The sequence below is a fragment of the Pedococcus sp. P2_E4 genome, from assembly GCF_056403935.1.
Map to the genome: position 1 here is coordinate 25275 of NZ_JBFUEO010000004.1, position 20390 is coordinate 45664.

Sequence of the window (20390 nt, forward strand, 5' to 3'; positions counted from 1 at the left end):
AACGCCGCTTGCCCGGTCAAACGTCCAGATATGCCTGCGGGTTCAGGCGATCAACGCAGTGCCCCCGCTAGTGATTCTGATGCCGGACCTGAGACTCGTGGCGACCTTGGACGACCCGGGTCGCGAACGGTAGATGCGTTACCTGACAAGCGCACAGACCGGCACGCGAGTGTCCTGCGGCCGTTGCTGCTTGCCCATCCCCATCGGATGCCTCGTGGCGGTTGTCGCGGTTGCAGCACCGGGAGTGATCGGCCACCTGCAGCACCGACGGCGAACGAGGTCGTAGGCGTGAGGACGTCGGATACAACACCACTGTGCGAGCAGAGGCCCGTGCGATGACCCCCCGGCACCCCTCTCAAGGCCGATCCCGACATCCGCGCGTGGACGTAGCCCATTTCGCCGCGAGTCGGATCGCCGCGACGTCCGCTCATGCCGATGTGCGGATGAGCGACGTTCTCGCCGTGAAGCGCGGAATCTGGGAACTCGCGGGGGCAGTCGATCGGAGCACGAATGGATGGTCCCGCCCGACGTTGGGCGGATGAGACCGGCCCCACGCTGGCCGCCGCACCCGACGTAGCGGGGAGCGAACGGGAACGGTTCGTTGGTCGATGTCACCGACTGGCTTCCCCAGACGTCATCAGGGTGAGACGGTCGATGGTGACGGAGGTGCCCGCGGTGAACGATGGCGACGGTCGGGTTGGCACGGCGGCGGCGGAGTTCGACGCGTTCTACACCGTGAGCGCTACGCGCGTGGTGCGTCAGCTGATGCTGCTCACAGGGGACGTCGGCGAGGCCGAGGACGTAGCCCAGGAGGCGTTCGAGCGGGCGTGGTTGCGGTGGTCGAAAGTGCGGGATCTAGAGTCCCCAGAGGCGTGGGTGCGTACGGTCTCGCGTCGTCTGGCGGTGAGCCGGTGGCGGCGGATGCGTAACGCGGCTGTGGCATGGCGTCGGTACGGGCCGCCGGCGGGGCAGCCAGAACTGGACCCCGATCACGTGGCCCTGATCGCGGCGCTGGCGAAGCTCCCGCGGGCGCAGCGGGTGAGCATCGGGTTGCATCACCTGGCTGATCTGTCCGTGGAACAGGTCGCCGAGGAGACCGGGGCGAGCGTGTCCGCCGTTAAGCAGCAGCTGGTGCGGGGGCGCGCGGCGCTGGCGGCCTTGTTGGACGAGCGTCCCACCGTGCCGACCCCGGAACCAACTCTTGTTCACCGGACGGAGGAACTGTGATGGACGCCCTGACCAGGAGCCTGCAGGAGGCGGTCGAGGACCTTCCGGGCCGTATGCCTGCCGCAGACCAGGTCCGGCACAGCGCCGAGCACGCCCGCCGGATCCGGCGGGCGGTCGCGGGGTCAGCCGCGGCGGGGTTGCTCGCGCTCCTTGCCCTCGGTGTCGGCGTCTTTGGTGGCGGAGTCCGTCCCCAGCTGGCCCCCGCGGGGCCTGCATCCCGTTGGGCCACATCGGTGGGCAGTGTGTTCACCGCCGATCCGGTAATGCCCAAGGCGGGGTGGGTCGCCATGACCAGGGGCAAGTGGGAGGCAGTTCAGCACCTCGACGCGCCGGGGGCGCAAAGCCTGAAGGACGACGAGGGAATCGTGATGACGGCAGACATGCCGCGACCATTGGCCTGTATCACGGACCCTCAGGCCCTGGGGGCTGACGAAGTGCAGGGGGCCGCCCTCGTGCAGCCCGGGAACCACATCGATGCTGTGCCCTTGAGCGGGGGGTTGAACGAGTACGTGCTCTGGTTCGCCGACCCCTCGCAGGCTCGGCGTGCGTTCGCCGAACTCCGCAAGGAGTTTCAGGACTGCCGCACCCGGCCGGATCCCACCTATCGTGTCGACGGCTCCTATCTGGCCTATGACGAGGCGCTTCACCCGCCGATCGAGGAACAGTTCACTGGGGAGATCAACCGGGTCCCCAAGAACGGAAGGGGCGGTGGGTACGGAAATGGTTTGAGCGTCGCCCGCGTAGGCAGCTTGGTTGTCGTCCACGAGTGGCTGGAAGCCCCGGAGAAGCGTCCCGACCTGACGTTGTTGGCACTCACTGTGTACGCCCAGGATCGGTTGTCGACCACGGTGGCCCCCTCGCGATAGACGGGCCCCCGCGTGCGGACTTCGAGTCACGGATTCATCCGCACATGCCGCTCCGGGGGCGCATCCCACCGCGCCCCGCCCGAGGGCGATGACCAGAATTACTTGGCCGACTCCGGACTCCGGCCCACCGCTCTGATCTGCTTAACCGCGGCGATGCAGAACAAGAGCAAGCCGACCGGTGGAAGCAAGATCACCACCAGGAACCAGACGATCGGTCGATGCCCGCCCCAAGGCTCGCTGATGTCGCCGGACCACATCTTGGCAACGAGCGCGATCGCCGTCGCCGTCACCAACACTGCAAGGAAGCCCCACCAGTTGACCGAGACGGAGACGTCACAGATCAGGGTGGCGCATTCGTCGTCCACGACTCGTCCCCATTCTCCGACGTCAGGTACCACCATGACCGTCCAGATGCTAGTTCCTCCTTCCCCGCAGCTCGGGAGGAGTTCGAAACGCCGGGGACTGCGCCCGGGCAACGAGCAACCAGGGATGAGGTTGCTGGCAACGTCCGCTTCTGCCGCAGTCCGGGTGGTGCGTCATTCCGCCGCGTTTGCGCGCCAGCGGCGAGAACCGCCGTGGGGACGGCGGTGGTGACGGCCTCGGGGTGGGGCAGCCCACGTGTCCTCGCTCAGCGGCTGGCCCGAGCTAGTGGCGTGCCGTCCAGGGCGTTGCGGAAGGCCACCAGCGAGTCGAAGACCTGCATCACGCCCGACTCCTGCAGCTCACCGACCGAGAAGCCGCCCGTGCGTACGCCGAGGGTAGGGATGTTGAGCTTGGCTGCGGCCTGGGCGTCGTAGATCGAATCGCCCACCATGATGCCGCTGGCGCCCTTGACCTTGGCCAGGGCCGCCGCCACGAGGTCCGGCTCGGGCTTGCTCTTCTCCACGTCGTCGGAGGTGGTCCAGGCATCGGCGAGGGACTTGCCGTCGATGAGGTCCAGGAAAGCTTCTACGTGCGTGGTCTTGCCCGAGCTGGCAAGAACGAGCCGGAAGCCACGTTCCTTGACTTCGGCCAGCAGCTCGTGCGCGCCCTCGAAGGGCTGGATCTCGCCGACGAGCTGGTCGAATTCCTCCGCCCACGCGTCGCGCAGGTCGTCTCCGTGCGCATCTTCGACCTCTTGGCCCGCGACCGCGGAGACGAACAGGTCACCACCCATCCCGATGCCGCGGTGGATGCGCCAGATCGGCCTGGTGATGTCATAACGACGAAAGGCACGGAACCACGCCAAGGCGTGCTGGTAGTTGGTGTCCACGAGGGTTCCGTCAACGTCGAAGATTGCCGTGTCTGCCATGGCCCCTGCCTACCCGCACCGGGACGCTGCCACACTCAGCCCATCACCAGGCCCTCGATGTCGTGCTTCTGCGTGATCGGTGACAGTGCGTCGACGACCCGGCACGAGAGATGGTCACGGACGCGCTGAGGGAGCGCCTCCCAGTAACTCCTTGTCACCGCGGGGTCGTGGTGGGCGTCGTTGCCGGCTCCCGGGGCATCGACGCCTAGCACGAGGACTGGCCGCGCAACCTGCGATCGGTTCGGTGTCCCGCGGTGGATGGTCAGGGCCGAGCGGGCGGAGATATCTCCGACCCGCGGATACTTCCGCTGCGCCAACGCTTCGTAGCGGGCGTACTCGGACTGTGGCGGAAACTGTTCATGGTCAAAGCTTTTCCCGGTGTCCCACTGGGTGCCGGGCGCGACCTCGAAGGGTCCCATCTCGTCGGTGGTGTCCACGGTCGTCAGGTTGAACGCCAGGGAAGTGAGCCGGTGCCCTTCGGTGGTCTCCGCAGGGCTGGGGAAGTCTCGGTGCCACGGCTGCAGCGTCGCGCCGGGGAACGGGGTGTCAAAGCCGAGCTCGACGATCTGGTAGTCGGGCCCGAGCATCGTCTCGCACACCGCGCGGACCCAGGGGTGCTCGACCAGCTCGACGAAGCCGCGTAGTGCCTCGGGATGGATCTCGACATACCACCGGTTCGGCCCCCTGCCGACCGCTCCGCCCTCGCGGGACCTCGCCTCCTCGAACGCGGCGTCGATGTCCTCGCGCACTTGCTGGACCCAAGCGGGGGTGAAGGCACCCTTGAGGGCGATGACCCCATCGGTCTCCAGACCGTGCCGGATCTCATCCACGTCGAACTCTTCGTCTGGCGCCGTGTCTTCGATCATGCTGCGACGTTACCTCGCAGCCGCCGGCTCGGGGGATGGAGCGGATCCGCACGGCCCATCGGCGGCACCAGCTCCGCACACCGCGACAGCCCGACTCTCCGGGATGCCCCTTGACCGTGCGGATGGGTGCCGTACACAGTCGGTAGCGACCCGGCGTGTCTTAGCCACCAAGCTCCAAGCCCAAGGGGACCCATGGCCACCCGTTGGTTGTTCGGCGAAACGCCTGAGGGCGCGCCGGTCACGGCATACGAGGTGGGTAGTGCCCCAGGCCCGGTGCTCACCGTCCTCGACCTCGGGGCCACGATCCAGTCGCTGGCCTGGGGTCCGCGCCAGCCCAGCATCGTGCTCGGCTACGACGACGTTGCCGCGTACCTGTCGTCCGACAACGACTACCAGGGCGCCGTCGTCGGTAGGTACGCCAACCGAATCGCGGGCGCGCGGTTCACCCTGGACGGGACGACGCACCGCCTCGACGCGAACGACGGAGAGAACAGTCTGCACGGCGGGCACCAGGGCTATGACCAGCGCGTCTGGACGCTGGTCGGTCACGACGACAACTCCCTGACCCTGGGACTGGTCAGCCCCGACGGCGACCAGAGATACCCAGGATCCCTATCCATTCAGGCCCGGTATGAGGTGGGGCAGGACTCCGTGCGGCTAACCCTCTGGGCCACGTGTGACCGCAGGAGCGTGGTGAACCTGACCAACCACAGCTACTTCAACCTTGCAGCGGACGGGTCGTCCATCGACGACCACCTGCTCGAGGTGCACGCGGACCGGTATCTGCCCGTCGACGCAGGATCGATCCCCCTGGGGCATCTGGAGGATGTCACCGGCACGCCGTTCGATCTGCGAACGGCAGCCCGCATCGGGGACCGCGTCCGCGACACCCACCCACAGGTTCGCCAGGCGCGCGGTATCGACCACTCCTTCGACCTGCACGGAAGTGGTCTGCGCCGAGTGGCCGTGCTTGCAGAGCCAACGACCGGTCGGCGGCTGTCCGTCCTCACGGACCAGCCTGCGCTGCAGGTCTACACGGGCAACTTCCTCAACGGCGGCACCGTGGCCAGGAACCGGCTGCTACGGCAGGGCGACGGCATCGCGCTGGAGACCCAGCGACACCCCGACGCCCCCAACCAGGCACACCTCGGCCTCGCAACGCTCGAGCCGCGGGACGAGTACCGAAACACCACCGTGTGGATGCTCGACCAGACGTAGTTCGCTTGGGCAGGACAGCGCCACTGCGGGCTACCTCGCCCCCGGCTCTCGTTCCACAGACTGTCGGGTAGTCGCCCGCACCGGCATCAGAAGTCGCCGCCGCCGAAGTCGCCACCGAAGTCACCGCCACCGAAGTCACCGCCGCTGGAGTCACCGCCGCTGGAGTCACCGCCGCTGGAGTCACCGCCAGTGGCCTCGGACCCGCCGTACGCGGGATCGGCATAACCGGCGTCCCCGTAGTCCGAACCGGTGTCCCCGGCGCTCTGACCATCGGAGCCTGTGCCGTCCGAAGCACCGTCGTTGCTGGTGTCGCCGTTGCCGCTGTCGTCGTTGCCAGTGTCGTTGCTGGTGTCGTCGCCCGTGGTGTCTGTGTCGTGGGCCTGCGCGGCCTCGGGCGAGTCGCCGTAGCCATCGAACAACGCGTCAGCTATGGCCGAGCCGACGACCACACCGGCGATGGTGCCCATCATCGAGCCCAAGATGGTGCCGCCCATCCCCACGCCGCCCATGCCCATGCCGCCCATGCCCCCGAAACGGCTGCGGCTGAACGTCTGCTCGAGGTATCCGGGCTGGCGCAGCTCGGCACGGGTCGCCGTGCGCGCGAGGGACTGCGGGTCGTCACCAGCCGGGCGCTCGCCCGGTGGCAGGTCGCGGCTCAGCTCGGCGAGGACCTGGGCCCGCTGGTCCGGCGTCAGACGCGCGAAGGCTTCGGCGTGTACCTGCTCGAGCGCCTCGGGCGGAGCGGTGCGCAGCAGGTAGCGGTAGCGCGCGATGGCCCCCTCGTCCTCCCCGCCACCTGCCTCCGTCCTGCCCGGACCGGGAGACATCACCGGAGCTGCGTTCTGGGGTGGATACTGCTGCGGCCCGCGCCCGGGCTGTCCCTGTGGCTCACGCCCCAGGAGCCTGTCCAAGAAACCCATCACGACCTCCGTGTCCCTTCAAGTCTTGGTTGAGCCTATGGCCGGGGCCAGCGCAGCGCCTCTCCACGAGAGCTCGCGAGCCGTCGGAGCTCGCGCCGCCGGCCTGGTCCGTCAGACGGCGCGAGCCGGCCTTCTGGTTTCGGCTAGGTTCGCGAACATGCCGACTGCCGGGGGCGAGCCGTGGGGCTGGGCCGATGCCTGGATCCTCGCAGCCACCACGGACGCCGCCGAGGGATGCTGCCTCAGCGAGTTGATCGACCGCCGACGGCATCAACCATGCGATCCCGACTCGGGCCGAACTTGCGCGCGGGCTGAGTGCTCTAGCGGCCGCCAACCTGATCAGCAGACCTGCGATCGGTTTGCGACCACGCGGGAGGGCAAGTCTGTGAAGAAGCACTGGAAGGGGGCCTCTTTCGGTGGAGCAAGTCAATCCTGCCCGCACTCGGCGGGGTCCCGCGCCCGAGCGCCGAGCTCGCACTGACCGATGATGAGGTTCAGGACGCGAACGGGGCGTACCGAAGAGGTCTCGATTGATCCCGCCGCGCCCAGACACTGGGGCGGGCCGCGTCATTCCGCCGCCAGTCGGACTCGGATCCGTTGAGCGCTCTGTCCACCGCCATGGAGCAGCGCGCTTGAGGGTCAGCCCTTGATCAGGGGTCTCGAGTCACCAGTGAGCAACCTCGCAAGCGATTCGATTGTTGCGTCCCCGTCGGGGTCGAAGTATCCGGGCGCGATAACAAGGACTTGCGGAACCGTGCTGGCTCCACCTGACGTCATTGCCTCAACAGGCGACGAGGCGGACATGGCTAGCAGCGGGCTTCCTACGACGTTCATGCTGAGCAGGTCATCCCCCAGCAACTCCCTCTTGGCCCCGGCGTCATATGTCATCGAGACCCGCTCGATGTCCGACAAGGCTAGATCGTAATTCAGCCACTGCATGCTCGCCCGCATGTCCGGTGGAATGTGGAACAGCTGAAGGCAGTCAGCAAGCAGGACGCAATGCATCTGCTGCCACGGCATTTGGAAGGCGCCATCTGCTCGGAACGGGGTTCGAATGATCGACGCGAAGCGGACCTGACAGCGTCGCTGCTCCAGCATCGCCACCAAATCGGCCTGTTGAAAGCGTGCGGTCTGCCCAGCAGGCCGCCCAGCGTCTTGCCGTTTCCTGCCAAAGATCACTCGGCCAACCCTTTCTGACAGCTGGGTGTTCGCGCCAATGCCGAGGCGATGCGCCCGCTCATCTGCAGAGTGCATCGACTCGACCCTCCTCGCACTACGCGAGTATCTCAAAACGCCATATCTCGCATCTGCACTTCCGCGGATCCCGCGCTCCAGGGGGGCATCGACCGCCGCGCGCGGCGGTCGATACAAGGGCCGCCGGTTCGTCGTGTCGCAGCGCGAGCGGCGGCTCTCAAGTCTTGGCTTCTAGCTCTTCCCTCTGTTCGGTATCCCGCCGACGCCATTCCTGTATGAACTCTCCAACCGCCTTTTCGTTCACTTCCCACAGCCCCCAGCGGCCCTGGACGACACTGTGTGCCACGTCGGCGACTCCAGCCATAGCCATCGCGACAGCGTCATCGTCGGCGTCGGGCAGCAGCGCCGTACGCATTGCATTGTCCTTGAGTAGGCGAGCCCAGTGCGGCTCCGAGCGCTTGGAGTAGTAGTGCCCAAATGACGGGTAGTACTGGTGCGCGTCGAACCGTTCGGGATCGATCTGGGTCAAGACCACTAGGGCCGCTAGTGCATCGAATGCGCAGAGCGAGTTAAGGATTGGGTCGGTCGGCGCAATCTCAGCACCGGGTTCCGGGTCATAGCCATCGTCATCGACGACGTATGGTCGGAGAGCGGGGAGATGGTGTACCACTCTGCGAGCAAGCGGGATAAGCGCCCCTTGCTCCTCCTGGCCGCTCGCCGTCTTGGGGAATGCATTGCTGCGAGCCGCGATCGTGAGGCCATGCCGAAGCCAGGAGACGTACCAGCTGTCGGGCGAAGCCTGGATCGCCAGCATTCGCACCGTCGCCCAATCCTTTAGAACAACCGCCAACCCCCCGAGTGCCACGACACGGCTGAGGATGTCGAGCCAATAGACCGACTGAGCAAGCGGTCTAGCTTCCAAACTGGCGGTGGCCTCAAGCGGCGCGCCATAGACGTCGGTGAGGCACTCGATCACGTCAGCCGCAATGTCCGCCCGGTCAAGCGTCAGGGCAAGCGCACCAACGGAGACCAACCGATCCAGGATCGTGCCGAAGACGTCTCGATCACCACGACCAGCGGCTGATTTAGCTTCCCCTGGTAGCCGGATCATCAACAGCCGGATGGGAACTAGGTCGTTGCGGCGAATGAGTTCCACGACTGCGCCGTCAAACGACCCTTGGTCGAGCTGCCAAACGAGCGCCTGCACGGGCCCAGATGCGATCGCCTGGCCCTTCGCGCCGGTCTGGATCGCCGCGACCATCTCTGCAAACTCTGCTCGATGCGTCTCACGCAGCGATGAATCACGGGGACCAAGGAGTGCCTGTACGTCATGTTCACCCCAGCGTTCGCTGGACGTACCGCGGCGCACAAACACATCACCCGGACGCAGCACCGTCTTCTGTCCGCCTCCCGGCTTGGTGTACTCGCCGATCGCCCTGATGACGGTGAATCCAAGTTGGTGCCTGGGCACGAACAGCAAGACAAGGTGTTTGCCGTCAATCACATGCTGGGCCGACACGACGTCGGTTCGGTGCAACAACCGCTCCAGCTTCTGGCGAAGATTCGCCTCGTCGAACTTCTCCGACAAGGCAGCCACCATGAGGCCCGTTGGGTTCCCGTGGTCGTCCGCGCCAATGATCAAATAGCCACCGCACGACCTCATCGCCGCCACATCCTTGGCCAACTCCACCACTTCGCCGTGATCGTCGAGATCCACCCGCTGCTTGAAATCGAGGCTCGACACCTCGCAACCGACGGCAAGGAGGGTTCGCAACTTCTCCGCCGTCACGACGGGCTCGACAACCACGGTGGAGTCACTCATAACGAGCATTCGACCATCTCGGACTGACATCGTGCGCAAAGCACGTGGCGTTCGAGGGCGTCTCCTTCCGCCCTCGGCGTTTCGCGAACCGCGTCATACCGCCGCTTGTGCCGCGTTGATGCAGGTTGGTCGTCTGCCTTGACATGATGACGAGCATGACCGGACACCTGGCAGCGGATAGCTATGAGGACTCGGGTGGAAAGGCGCGGACGCAAGCACATGTAGAGGCGGCCGACTCCGGGTATCGAGCCGCGCGGGTATTACTAGGACCGGCAGGCTTGTCCCAGTCAGGCCCGTCGGCGCGCGCTGAGTCGTGATGCCCCCACCCAGTACCGCTGACGACGCCCACGCAACCGAGACCCGCGCCCTGCTGGCCCACCTCGGCACCGCCATGATCGCGACCGGACAACCGGTGCAGGAGATGGAGGAGGAGCTCGCCGAGGTCGCCGTCCAACTGGGCTACCCCGACGTCCAGACAGCAGTCGGTCCCACGGGCCTGGTCGTCACCCTCACTGAAGGGGGTCCCTCAACGTATCGGTCGGCTCCCCCCGGTATGCGTCTCCACCAGTCCGCGAGCGTGCGCCGAATCCGCTACCAACTGATCCGGGGCGAGCTCGCACCCGGAGCCGCCCGCGAGCAGCTCGCGGAGGTCGCGCGTCGCCCTGTCCGGCACCCGCAGTGGTTGGTCGCCCTGGCCTGGCCCGTGCTCGCCGTCGGTATTGCGCTGATCCTGCAACCCGGCTGGGCCAACCTCGCCGCGGCCGCCGCGGGGGCAGTCATCGTGTTCGTGCTCGTCCAGCTGGCCGAGCGGTACCAAGTGGTGAAGGCGCTGCTGCCGACCCTTGCCGCGTTCGTGGTCTCCTTGGCCGTCTTCGGTGCCGCCAACGCGGGACTGCTGGAGGGTCCCTTGCGCACCGTCCTGCCGCCACTGGCGGTCCTGCTACCCGGAGCGCTGGTCGTCAACGGCATGTCAGAGCTCGCCGCCGGACACATGCAGGCCGGGTCGGCCAGGCTCACCTACGGCCTGGTGCAGCTGGCGTTGTTCGCGCTGGGACTCCTCATGGCCACTGCCCTGCTTCGCGTGCCGTCCGCGACGCTGGCCAATGTCCGGGTCGACGAGATCGGGTGGAGCGGTGCGCCTGTCGGCCTGCTGCTCATCGGGTTGAGCATCTGCCTGATGGAGGGCGTGCCGTTGCGGATGCAGGGCTGGGTACTGCTCGTGCTGAGCCTGGCCTTCGGCGCCCAGGTCGCCGGGCAACAGCTCGGCTCGATAGGTCTGGGAGGGTTCCTCGGGGCGATCGCGGCCAGCCTCGGTGCCAGCGTGGTAGAGCTCCGACGACCGCAGGTGGCACGTCTTGTGCTCTTCCTGCCGGCGTTCTGGCTGCTCGTGCCCGGAAGCCTGGGCCTCGTGGGAGTGACCGAACTCGCGGCGGGTCGCGAGTCGGCCACCGACCTCGCCCTGGGCGTGCTCGGGGTCGTCATCGCCATCTCTCTCGGCCTGCTGGTGGGCTCCTCCCTCGGCAGCTCCCTGCGTGGGCGGCTGGCCGCGCCCCCCACGTGAGCCATCACGAACAGCTGCCGATGCGAGAGGGGGGCCTCTGTGCAAGAAACGACCACGAGCTCGCAGCGTTGCTTCCAAAGGCGTACTCACTCCTCCAGAAGTTCGTCTATCCGCCGCTAGAGGACTATGACGTCCCCGTTTCATGATCTGCCGACTTGGCGCATCTTTGGCTTCTAGAACCAAGACCTGAAGCACTCGACGACGTGCGACAAGGCTTGCCGGGAGGCCGGTCTGGTTGCGTCAGACGTCCGACTGCTTGGCAATGGTGGCGGCGGCGCGACGGACGGCGTCGGATGGCCCGACAGGTACCAGCGCCTCGAGGAAAGCGAAACGTCGACGCATGGACGACGCGGCCGCGCTGCTGTCGTCGTTGTCGCGTAGGCGGTGCCACCAGTCAGCGATGTCTCCCCACCCGGGCGCCGCGAGCGACCCGCCGAACTCCTGGACCGCCAGGGCTGAGCAGAGGCTGGCGAAGTTGAGGCGATGGGCCAGCGGCCAGCCGGCGAGTGTGCCCAGCGTGATCGCAGCGTCGAAGACGTCCCCGGCACCTGTCGGGTCCATCGCGTTGACGCGCAGTGCTTGCGCCGCGGCCTCCTCGCCCGTCGAGCCGTCGATCGCGAGCGCGCCGTCGTTGCCGTTGGTCACGACTGCTAGCGGTACTCGGTCGGCCAGGGCGAAGAGGGCGTCTTGCGCGGTCTCGGTGCGGGTGTAGGACATCGCTTCGACGGCGTTGGGCATGAAGGCGTGGCAGTGCTCGAGCTGGTCTACCACGTGGGTCGGCCATTTCCCGGTGTGATCCCATCCGACGTCGGCAAAGATCAACGCGCCGTCCTTGCGCGCCTGGTCGGCCCACTCGCGACCGGCGTGGCCGGCACCGAGCGGCTGGTCGGCCTTGAGGTCGAGCAGCACAGCCCGAGCCCTGGGCGGGGTGCCGATCATGGCGCTGGCGTTCTCCGGGGCCGCATGGCCGTGGGTGACCATGCGACGGTCCCGCCCGACCGCGATGGAAACGGTGACGGGCGAGTGCCACGAGGAGTAGCGACGCGAGCGGGACAGGTCGATGCCCTCCTGCTCCTCAAGGGTGCGCCAGCAGAACTCGCCGTAGTCATCGTCGCCGAACGCCGCACCCAGGGCGGTGTGCATGCCGAGTCGCGAGGCGGCGACGGCAAGGTTGGCGATGCCGCCCGGCGAAGACCCCATCCCCTCGGCCCACACCTCAGTGCCGTTCTTGGGCATGCTCGCGAGTCCGGTGAAGATGATGTCGAGGAAGACGGTGCCCTGCAGGAAGACGTCGACCTCCGGGCCCCCGGGCGCTCGTAGCCCGGCAAGGGGGTCGAAGACGTGGGCGCCCATGGGTGTCCTCCTCCTCTCACCCCCGGACCCGGCCAGGCAACAGGGGAAGCTCCGTCTTTGGCGAGTCCGGGCCATGGTGACGCGACGGGACCCCACCGTGCAACCACCCTCATGACGAGCCTGGGGTACGTCTCGCGATGGACGTGGGTAGCCTGCCGAGCAGTGAGTGGAGGTGGTGCGGCAATGAAGCTGGCGATTCTCGGCGGCGGAGGCTTTCGCGTTCCGCTGGTCTACGGCGCGTTGTTGGGCGACTCCTCGCTGCACCGGGTCGACGAGGTCGTCCTGTTCGACCTCGATGTCACGCGTCTCTCCGCGATCGGACAAGTCGTGCGGCAGATGGCCCAGGGGGTTGACGGCTCGCCGTCGGTGGCCGAGACCACTGACCTCGACGAAGCCCTGCGAGGAGCCGACTTCGTGTTCTCGGCGATCCGCGTTGGTGGCCTGCGGGGCCGGGTCGTCGACGAGCGGGTGGCCCTCGACCTCGGCGTGCTGGGACAGGAGACCACCGGTCCGGGCGGACTGGCATATGCCCTGCGTACGGTGCCAGTCGCTCTGCACATTGCCCAGCGGGCTTCCGAGGTGGCTCCCGACGCGTGGTTCATCAACTTCACCAATCCCGCCGGTATTGTCACCGAGGCTATGCAGGGCGTGCTCGGCGATCACGTCCTCGGCATCTGTGACTCCCCGATCGCCTTGGCGCGCAGAGCTATTGGCGTTTTGGGCCTCCCGCAGGATGGCACCACGATTGACTACGTCGGTCTCAACCACCTCGGGTGGCTGCGCGCTCTGCACCACGACGGCACCGATCACCTGCCGCGCCTGCTGTCCTCGCCCGACCTACTGGCCCGCACCGAGGAGGGTCGGCTGTTCGGCGCGCAGTGGTTGCACGCGCTTGGGGCGGTCCCCAACGAGTACCTCTACTACTACTACTTCACCCGGGAGGCGGTGGCCGCCATCAAGACGGCCGACCAGACCCGCGGCGAGTTCCTCCACGACCAGCAGGGTGGCTTTTACGCCGCCGTGACCGCTAACCCACGGACTGCCTTGCAGGTATGGCGGCGGGTGCGCGCCGAGCGAGACTCGACCTACATGAAGGAGGCTCGGGCGGAAGATGAGTCACGCGACGACGCCGACATCGCGGGCGGGGGGTACGAGGGCGTCGCCCTGGCAGTCATGGCGGCCATCGCGCGCGGCGAGGTAGCCGACCTGATCCTCAACGTCCGCAATGCTGGAGCGATCCCGGGTCTGCCCGAGGACGCCGTGGTCGAGATCCCGTGCACCGTGGACCGCGCCGGCCCCCACGCCCGACATCTGCCAGCGCCTGAGGAACACATGCTTGGTCTGATGCAGCAAGTCAAGGCGGTCGAACGGCTCGTCATCGAAGCCGTGACCACCCGGTCCGAAAGCGCGGCGCTCAAGGCCTTCGCCCTGCACCCTTTGGTCGACTCGGTGAGCACGGCCCGCGCCCTGCTAGATGGCTACCGCCGCAGGTCACCCGAGATTGGTGCCCTGTTCAGCGACTAGCCGACTGGGCGGCAGGTCTTTGCGCTGCTGGTCAGGACGCAGATAGGACTTGCTTGGAGGGGAGCAGGATCTGCCTGCAGAGATGATGCCCGGGCCGGCGTGCTCGGCTCAGGTCGAGCGGGCGTCGAAGCCAGTGAATCGGATGAGTTTGGCAGGGACGCCGGCGACGATCGCGTTGGCCGGCACGTCTTTGGTGACCACAGCACCAGCCCCCACGATCGCGCCGTCGCCGATGGTCACGCCCGGGACGACCGTCACTGCGGCACCGAGCCACACCTTGCGGCCGATGACGATGGGCGCCGGGGTCATGTCCGCCCGCCGGTCCGGTTCCATCCCGTGGTTCAGCGTCGTCAGCGTGCTGCCGTGGCCAATCAGTGTGCCGTCCCCGATGGTGATGCCACCGGTGTCCTGAAAGGTGCAGCCGATGTTGATGAAGACGTTCTTGCCGAGCGACAGGTTCTTGCCGAACTCGCTGTAGAACGGGGGGAAAACCGCGACCGACTCGTCCACGGTCCTACCCGTGAGTCGAGACAGCAGGGCCCGCACCTCCTCGGGTGTGCGGTACCCGCTGTTCATCTCGGCGACGATCTGAAGCGCCTCCTGGGCGGCGTCGTGCATGAAGGTGTGTTCTTCCGAACCACCCTCGATGACCGCGCCGCGGTTGACGTGGTCCAGGAAGTCCTGCAGCTCCATCCCCATCACCGGCTCAGAGGGTGGCGGTGTCGATGACGAAGCGGTATCGGACGTCGGAGGCCAGGACTCGTTCGTACGCCTCGTTGACCTGATCGGCGGCGATGACCTCGACGTCGGCGCTGATGCGGTGCTCGGCGCAGAAGTCGAGCATCTCCTGGGTCAGGGCGATGCCGCCGATCATGGAGCCGGCGAAGGAGCGCCGCGCCCCGATGAGCGAGAACACGTTGACGCTCAGCGGTTCTGCGGGTGCGCCGACGTTGACGAGCGTGCCGTCCACGGCCAGCAGACCGAGATAGGCATCGAGGTCGATGGCGGCGCTGACGGTGTTGACGATGAGGTCGAACCGACCAGCCAGAGCTTCGAAGGTGGACGGGTCCGAGGTGGCGTAGTAGTGGTCGGCACCGAGTCGGAGGCCGTCCTCCTGCTTCTTCAGCGACTGCGAGAGCACGGTCACCTCGGCGCCGAGGGCGTGCGCGATCTGGACGCCCATGTGCCCGAGGCCGCCGAGGCCGACGATGGCGACCTTCTTCCCGGGTCCCGCATTCCAGTGGCGCAGCGGGGCGTAGGTGGTGATGCCGGCGCACAGCAGCGGCGCGGCGGCGGCCGGGTCGATGCCCTCCGGCACGGTCAGGACGTAGTCCGCGTCGACGACGACGTGGGTGGAGTAGCCGCCCTGGGTGGAGTAGCCGCCCTGGGTGGTGGTTCCGTCGCGGTCCGTGGCGGCGTACGTGCCGACCATTCCGTTCAGGCAGTACTGCTCGTCGCCGTTGCGGCAGTTGGCGCACTCGCCGCAGGAGTTGACCATGCAGCCGACGCCGACGCGGTCGCCGACCTGGTGGCGGGTGACGTCGGCACCCACCTCGGTGACGAGGCCGACGATCTCGTGCCCGGGGACCACCGGGAAGGGCTGCGGGCCCCAGTCGCCGTTGACGGTGTGGATGTCCGAGTGGCAGATGCCGGCGAACTCGATCTGGATGAGGACGTCGTTCGATCCGACTGCTCGGCGCTCAATGACGGTGGGGGCCAAGGGCTGGCCTGCCGCGGGTGCTGCATAGGCGTTGACGCGCATGTGAAGGGTTCCTTCGTGTCTGGGTGATCAGTGGCTGTGGTGGGTGGCTGTAGAGGGCGGAGCAGGTCGGCTCAGGCGCCGTACTCCTCGTCGGTGACGTGGTCGAGCCAGGTCACGACCTCGCCCTGGTCGTCGGCCTCCTGCATGGCGACGTGCGCCATGAACCGGTCGGCGGTGGCGCCGTGCCAGTGCTCCTCGTTCGGCTCGATCTGGACGACGTCGCCGGGACGGATCTCCTGCACGCCGCCGCCTCGGCGGGCGACGTAACCGATCCCGTCGGTGACGTACAAGGTCTGTCCCTTCGGGTGGCGGTGCCAGGCGGTCCTCGCGCCCGGAGTGAAACGGACATGGGCGCAACCGATGGCCGACGCCTCGTCGGGGTTGCGTATCCCGTCGATGTAGACGGTGCCGGTGAACCAGTCCGCCGGCCCCACGGCGGTCTGACCGCCGCTCTGGATGAATTTCATGAGTGGTGCACTTCCTTCGTGTCACGGTCCGGGGCGCGCGAGGCGCGCTGCCCGGGACTCGGTGCAGGTGCCTGAGGTATGCCGCCGCGAGGCTGGGCGCGGCGGCATGGCTCTACTGCTTGCTGGCTCGCTTGAGCTCGTCGGCCAAGGTGCGGGCCTCGCTGGAGAGCAGCTCGGCCCGGCCGTCGTCACCCGCGGCCACGGCGTGCCAGTAGTCGATCTTCAACGCGACGTAACGCTGCCGGAGGACGAGCTGCTTGGCCTCCGACTCCAGTCGACGCTGCTGCCCAGTGAGCAGCTCGATCTGCTCAGCAGCGGCGGCTGGGCCCATCTGCCCGTTCGCGACGTACTTGCGCATGTCGCCAACGGACATCCCGGTGGCCGCGAGGCAGGCCACCCACATGATCTGGTCGAGGTCCTCCTCTCCGTACACGCGGTGCCCACTGCTTGCCCCGCGGCCGACCGGGGCGATGACCCCGATGGATTCGTAGTACCGGAGCGTGCTGGCCGGCAGGCCGGTCAACGCTGCGGCCTCCTTGATGGTGTAGTCGTGCCGGGTGGTCATCGCGCTCATGTCCACCACGCTAGGAACTTCAAGTACTTGAAGTCAAAGCCTGGAAGACAGCGAGGTCACGCACCGCAAACCGATGGTGCTCCCCCTCTTGCTCGAGAACTGGGTGGACGCAGGAGCTCGATTGGCCACGCGTCAATTCGCCGCGTGGCGGCTGAGGCAGTCCCACCCTTCGAGGCAGCTACGGCGGACCGGAGGGGGCGCGATGAGGGTCGGTACGCTGCACTTGATAGTGCAGTATGCTGCACTCCATGGACGAAGGTGCGACGGCTCTGTCGGTGACGATTGGAGCGCGTGTAAAGGATCTACGGCATGCCCGTCGTTGGACGCTGGACCAGCTTGCCGTGGCGGCGGGCGTCAGTCGCCGCATGGTGGTGAACGTCGAGCAGGGGACCGCGAACCCCAGTGTCGGGACGCTGCTACGGATCAGTGACGCGTTGGGTGTCGGGCTGCCGGCGCTGGTCGAGCAGCCCGAGCCCAAGCGAGTAAAGGTGACTCGTCGTGGTGCGGGCGCCGCTCTGTGGACCGGGGCAGCCGGCGGCCGCGGAGTGCTGGTGGCCGGCACCCAGCCACCGGATGTACTCGAGCTCTGGGACTGGACCTTGGGCCCCGGTGACGAGCACCGGAGCGAGGCGCACACAGCAGGGACCAAGGAGCTCATCCAAGTCCTGAAAGGTGTCGTCACCCTCGAGGTCGCGGACCAGTCCATCGTCCTGCAGACCGGCGACGCCGTCTCCTTCCCGGGTGATGTCGCGCACGCTTACGCCAACCCGCGGACCAAGGACGCGAGGTTCTCCCTGACCGTATTCGAGCCCGGCGTCGGGACGTCGAACGGGACGGAGGCCCACATTGGCTGACACCGACGACCTCGAGGTGAGGTGGCTTCACGACGCCGCCGACGCGCTCGCCAGCACGCATCCGGGCAACACCCCATGCGGTACCGCCACCCCCGAAAGACGCTGACATGCTCATCCACCCCTGGGACGCCGCCCTCGACCCGGCGGAATGGCAGCAGTGGCTGGCCTCCACCGACCGGTTCGGGGTGCTCGCCGTCAACAACCTCGACCCGGCTCAGGCGCCCTGGGTGCTGCCGACCCACTTCACCCTGGCCGGCAACCAGCTGCTCATGCACCTCGCCCGACCCAACCCGGTCTGGGCACACCTCGAAACAGCCGCGCAGGTGCGCCTCGCAGTGGTGGGCGACTACGCCTACATCCCCACCCACTGGCGCGCCAAGGCCGGCGGCCCCGACGAGGACGGCGTCCCCACCAGCTACTACACCTCAGTGCAGTTCGTGTGCCGCCCCACCATCGTCGACGACCCTCAGGACAAGGTGAGCATCCTCGACGCGCAGCTTGCAGACCTCCAGCCCGAGGGTGGTCATGCGGAGGTGTCGGTCGACGCACCGCCATACGGGCGCATGCTCTCGGGCATCCGTGGCGTCCGCCTGCAGATCCTGGGGGTCGATGCGAAGTTCAAGTACGACGACGCCAACCCCGTCGACCACCGAGCGCGGGTCAGCGACCGCTTGGACGCACGGGACCACGCACTCGACCGAGGCGCCGCCACACAGCAGCGCCGCCGCCTGGCCCGGGTCGGGGACTGGCAGTCCCACCGGGACCGGCCATGACCGCCACTCTCCGGTCCATCGTGGTCCCGCCCTGGGCGCTGGCCCTGACCGCGATGCTCTCCGTCCAGCTCGGCTCAGCCCTGTCGGTCGACGTCATCCATGCTGTGGGCGCGGCCGGGACGGCGTGGCTGCGGCTCAGCATGGGCGCGGTCGTCTTCCTCCTCCTCGCCCGCCCACCCCTACGTCAGGTGCGCCGGCACGACATACCAGCGTTGGTCGGGCTCGGTGTCACCACCGGCCTGGTGACCATCGCATTCCTCGCCGCCATCGAGCGCATTCCCCTGGGCGCGGCAGTCTCGATCGAGTTCCTCGGCCCGCTGACCGTGGCGGCCATCCGCGCCGACTCCCGACGAGCCCTGACCTGGCCGGCACTGGCTCTGCTGGGTGTCCTTCTGCTCACCGAACCCTGTCACGGACACCTCAACCCGGCAGGGGTGTGCTTCGCCGCGATGGCCGCGCTCGGCTGGGCCACCTACATCGTCCTCACCCAGCGCATCGGCGACCGGTTCACTGGCCTCGGCGGACTGTCCATCACCGTTCCCATCGCCGCCCTCACCGCCGCAACGGTCGGCATCCCGCAGGCGGTCGGACACATGACGCCCGGCATCCTGCTCGCCGCTGCCGGACTCGCCGTTCTACTACCCGTCCTGCCGTTCGCCCTCGAGATGCTCGCCCTACGACAGATGACCTCGACAGCCTTCGGGACATTGATGGCGCTCGAGCCCGCCATCGGCGTCGCCCTCGGTCTGGTCGTCCTGCACCAGACTCCCGCAGCCATCCACATCGTCGGCATCACACTGGTCGTCTGCGCCGGCGCCGCAGCCCAACACCGCGGCCTGCGCGACCCTGAAACGGAGGAGGGCACCGACCTCGAACCCGAGCTCCTGACTTCGCGGTAGCCGGCACGCCGTGCGCGACCTACCTGACCGCCCATCCAACGTTGAGCGCGTCCTTCCGCCGCGTGCGGGTACGGGTCGCCTTCCGAGCACCACTCGTGATCCCTTGGCACTGTCGCACACGGGCAGTCGACAGACCGTCCGAGTGGGCTGGTGCCTCATAGAGTTGCAGCGATCGCTCGGCGCGAGTGGTCAGCTCGCGACGAACAAGGAGGACTCGCCATGGAGACCAGGACGCTGGGCCAGGGGTTGCGCGTTTCGGCCTTGGGTCTGGGATGCATGGGGATGAGCCAGAGCTACGGGCCGAACCCGGGCGACCGCGACGAGATGATCGCCGTCCTACGAGGTGCGGTCGAGCACGGCGTCACGTTCTTCGACACCGCCGAGGTCTACGGCCCGTACGTCAACGAAGAGCTTGTCGGCGAGGCGCTCCAGCCCTTCCGCGACCAGGTGGTGATCGCGACCAAGTTCGGTTGGGACATCCGCGATGGACGCTCGGTGGGCCTGAACAGCCGACCGGATCAGATCCGCCGGGTTGCCGATGAGTCCCTGGCGCGGCTGCGCACGGACCGGATCGACCTGTTCTACCAACACCGGGTCGACCCGTCTGTGCCGATCGAGGAGGTCGCCGGAGCCGTGGCCGAGCTCGTGCAGCAGGGCAAGGTGAACCACTTCGGCCTCTCGGAGGCCGGGGCCGGCACGATCCGTCGGGCGCACGCCGTCCACCCGGTCACCGCGCTGCAGAGTGAGTACTCGCTGTGGACCCGCGACATCGAGGCGGAGATCCTGCCCACACTCGACGAGCTCGGTATCGGCTTGGTCCCGTTCAGCCCTCTGGGCAAAGGGTTCCTCACTGGCACGGTGAGCACCGACACCGAGTTCGCGGCGGGCGACATCCGCACCTCCATCCCGCGGTTCACCGAGGAGAACCGTGCAGCCAACCAAGCGCTGGTCGACCGCATCACCGAGGTCGCCGCAGCGAACGAAGCAACGCCTGCCCAAATCGCCCTGGCCTGGCTGCTCGCCCAACGTCCCTCGATCGCGCCCATCCCCGGCACTCGTCGACTGTCGCGCCTTGAGGAGAACATCGGCGCCACACGGATCGAGCTGTCCGCGGGGGACCTCACCGCACTAGGGGAGGCTGCCGCGCGCGTTGGTGTCGCAGGAGCCCGCTACAGCGAAGAGATGCAGAAGATGACGGGACTCTAGAGGCCGTTCACGC

Annotated in this window: 20 protein-coding genes; 9 read left to right on the forward strand and 11 right to left on the reverse strand. The window is 67.5% G+C overall.

Annotated elements, in window-relative coordinates; genetic code table 11:
* Positions 1–675: 675 nt before the first annotated feature.
* Both AC1DV7_RS03350 and AC1DV7_RS03355 read left to right on the forward strand, forming a co-directional pair.
* The gene (locus AC1DV7_RS03350) at positions 676–1227 is read left to right on the forward strand and encodes a SigE family RNA polymerase sigma factor (RefSeq protein WP_477594578.1); all 552 of its coding nucleotides are present in this window, start codon (positions 676–678) and stop codon (positions 1225–1227) included.
* Positions 1227–2093 (forward strand): hypothetical protein, encoded by an 867-nt coding sequence (locus tag AC1DV7_RS03355; protein WP_477594580.1) that lies wholly within the window; start codon positions 1227–1229, stop codon positions 2091–2093. The genes AC1DV7_RS03350 and AC1DV7_RS03355 overlap by 1 nt, the downstream gene beginning before the upstream one ends.
* Positions 2094–2191: 98 nt before the next feature.
* On the opposite strand, the gene AC1DV7_RS03360 is transcribed toward AC1DV7_RS03355, so the two are convergent.
* From AC1DV7_RS03360 to AC1DV7_RS03370, 3 genes are all read right to left on the reverse strand, one after another.
* Positions 2192–2458 carry a hypothetical protein gene (locus AC1DV7_RS03360; RefSeq protein ID WP_477594582.1) on the reverse strand — a complete coding sequence of 89 codons (267 nt, stop codon included), beginning with the start codon at positions 2456–2458 and terminating at the stop codon, positions 2192–2194.
* A 263-nt stretch (positions 2459–2721) separates the two neighbouring features.
* The gene (locus AC1DV7_RS03365; protein WP_477594584.1) at positions 2722–3384 is read right to left on the reverse strand and encodes an HAD family hydrolase; all 663 of its coding nucleotides are present in this window, start codon (positions 3382–3384) and stop codon (positions 2722–2724) included.
* A gap of 35 nt (positions 3385–3419) precedes the next feature.
* Positions 3420–4250: a phytanoyl-CoA dioxygenase family protein gene (locus AC1DV7_RS03370; protein WP_477594586.1), complete on the reverse strand. Its 831-nt coding sequence runs from the start codon at positions 4248–4250 to the stop codon at positions 3420–3422.
* A 192-nt stretch (positions 4251–4442) separates the two neighbouring features.
* On the opposite strand from AC1DV7_RS03370, the gene AC1DV7_RS03375 reads away from it, so the two are divergent.
* Positions 4443–5468 (forward strand): aldose epimerase family protein, encoded by a 1026-nt coding sequence (locus AC1DV7_RS03375; protein WP_477594588.1) that lies wholly within the window; start codon positions 4443–4445, stop codon positions 5466–5468.
* Between the two features lie 86 nt (positions 5469–5554).
* On the opposite strand, the gene AC1DV7_RS03380 is transcribed toward AC1DV7_RS03375, so the two are convergent.
* The 3 genes from AC1DV7_RS03380 to AC1DV7_RS03390 form a co-directional block, all read right to left on the reverse strand.
* Positions 5555–6295 carry a hypothetical protein gene (locus AC1DV7_RS03380; protein WP_477594590.1) on the reverse strand — a complete coding sequence of 247 codons (741 nt, stop codon included), beginning with the start codon at positions 6293–6295 and terminating at the stop codon, positions 5555–5557.
* A 732-nt stretch (positions 6296–7027) separates the two neighbouring features.
* Positions 7028–7642, reverse strand: coding sequence for a hypothetical protein (locus tag AC1DV7_RS03385; RefSeq protein WP_477594591.1), 615 nt, complete (start codon positions 7640–7642; stop codon positions 7028–7030).
* 157 nt (positions 7643–7799) lie between these two features.
* A complete protein-coding gene (locus AC1DV7_RS03390; protein WP_477594593.1) occupies positions 7800–9404 on the reverse strand; it encodes an AlbA family DNA-binding domain-containing protein in 1605 nt (534 codons plus the stop codon).
* A gap of 316 nt (positions 9405–9720) precedes the next feature.
* Between AC1DV7_RS03390 and AC1DV7_RS03395 the strand changes: the two genes are divergently transcribed.
* The gene (locus AC1DV7_RS03395) at positions 9721–10965 is read left to right on the forward strand and encodes a threonine/serine exporter family protein (protein WP_477594595.1); all 1245 of its coding nucleotides are present in this window, start codon (positions 9721–9723) and stop codon (positions 10963–10965) included.
* A 240-nt stretch (positions 10966–11205) separates the two neighbouring features.
* On the opposite strand, the gene AC1DV7_RS03400 is transcribed toward AC1DV7_RS03395, so the two are convergent.
* Positions 11206–12318, reverse strand: coding sequence for a carbohydrate kinase family protein (locus AC1DV7_RS03400; RefSeq protein ID WP_477594597.1), 1113 nt, complete (start codon positions 12316–12318; stop codon positions 11206–11208).
* Positions 12319–12501: 183 nt separating this feature from the next.
* Here AC1DV7_RS03400 and AC1DV7_RS03405 point away from each other — a divergent pair, with 183 nt between their 5' ends.
* Entirely contained in the window at positions 12502–13842 is a 1341-nt protein-coding gene (locus AC1DV7_RS03405) for a 6-phospho-beta-glucosidase (protein WP_477594599.1), read from the forward strand.
* Positions 13843–13950: 108 nt separating this feature from the next.
* On the opposite strand, the gene AC1DV7_RS03410 is transcribed toward AC1DV7_RS03405, so the two are convergent.
* The 4 genes from AC1DV7_RS03410 to AC1DV7_RS03425 all read right to left on the reverse strand — a co-directional run bounded on the left by AC1DV7_RS03410 (position 13951) and on the right by AC1DV7_RS03425 (position 16645).
* Positions 13951–14535, reverse strand: coding sequence for a sugar O-acetyltransferase (locus AC1DV7_RS03410; RefSeq protein WP_477594601.1), 585 nt, complete (start codon positions 14533–14535; stop codon positions 13951–13953).
* Positions 14536–14548: 13 nt separating this feature from the next.
* Positions 14549–15604: an NAD(P)-dependent alcohol dehydrogenase gene (locus tag AC1DV7_RS03415; protein ID WP_477594603.1), complete on the reverse strand. Its 1056-nt coding sequence runs from the start codon at positions 15602–15604 to the stop codon at positions 14549–14551.
* A 71-nt stretch (positions 15605–15675) separates the two neighbouring features.
* Entirely contained in the window at positions 15676–16071 is a 396-nt protein-coding gene (locus tag AC1DV7_RS03420; RefSeq protein ID WP_477594605.1) for a (R)-mandelonitrile lyase, read from the reverse strand.
* 112 nt (positions 16072–16183) lie between these two features.
* Positions 16184–16645 (reverse strand): MerR family transcriptional regulator, encoded by a 462-nt coding sequence (locus AC1DV7_RS03425; protein WP_477594607.1) that lies wholly within the window; start codon positions 16643–16645, stop codon positions 16184–16186.
* Between the two features lie 248 nt (positions 16646–16893).
* Here AC1DV7_RS03425 and AC1DV7_RS03430 point away from each other — a divergent pair, with 248 nt between their 5' ends.
* The 4 genes from AC1DV7_RS03430 (at position 16894) to AC1DV7_RS03445 (ending at position 20377) form a co-directional block, all read left to right on the forward strand.
* Positions 16894–17499, forward strand: a complete 606-nt coding sequence (locus tag AC1DV7_RS03430) for a helix-turn-helix domain-containing protein (RefSeq protein ID WP_477594609.1) — start codon at positions 16894–16896, stop codon at positions 17497–17499.
* Between the two features lie 107 nt (positions 17500–17606).
* Positions 17607–18272, forward strand: a complete 666-nt coding sequence (locus AC1DV7_RS03435; RefSeq protein WP_477594611.1) for an FMN-binding negative transcriptional regulator — start codon at positions 17607–17609, stop codon at positions 18270–18272.
* On the forward strand, positions 18269–19171 hold the full coding sequence (locus AC1DV7_RS03440) for an EamA family transporter (RefSeq protein WP_477594613.1): 903 nt from the start codon (positions 18269–18271) through the stop codon (positions 19169–19171). The genes AC1DV7_RS03435 and AC1DV7_RS03440 overlap by 4 nt, the downstream gene beginning before the upstream one ends.
* A 219-nt stretch (positions 19172–19390) precedes the next feature.
* Complete coding sequence (locus tag AC1DV7_RS03445; protein WP_477594615.1) at positions 19391–20377, forward strand: aldo/keto reductase; 987 nt, start codon at positions 19391–19393, stop codon at positions 20375–20377.
* The last annotated feature ends 13 nt before the right edge of the window (positions 20378–20390 follow it).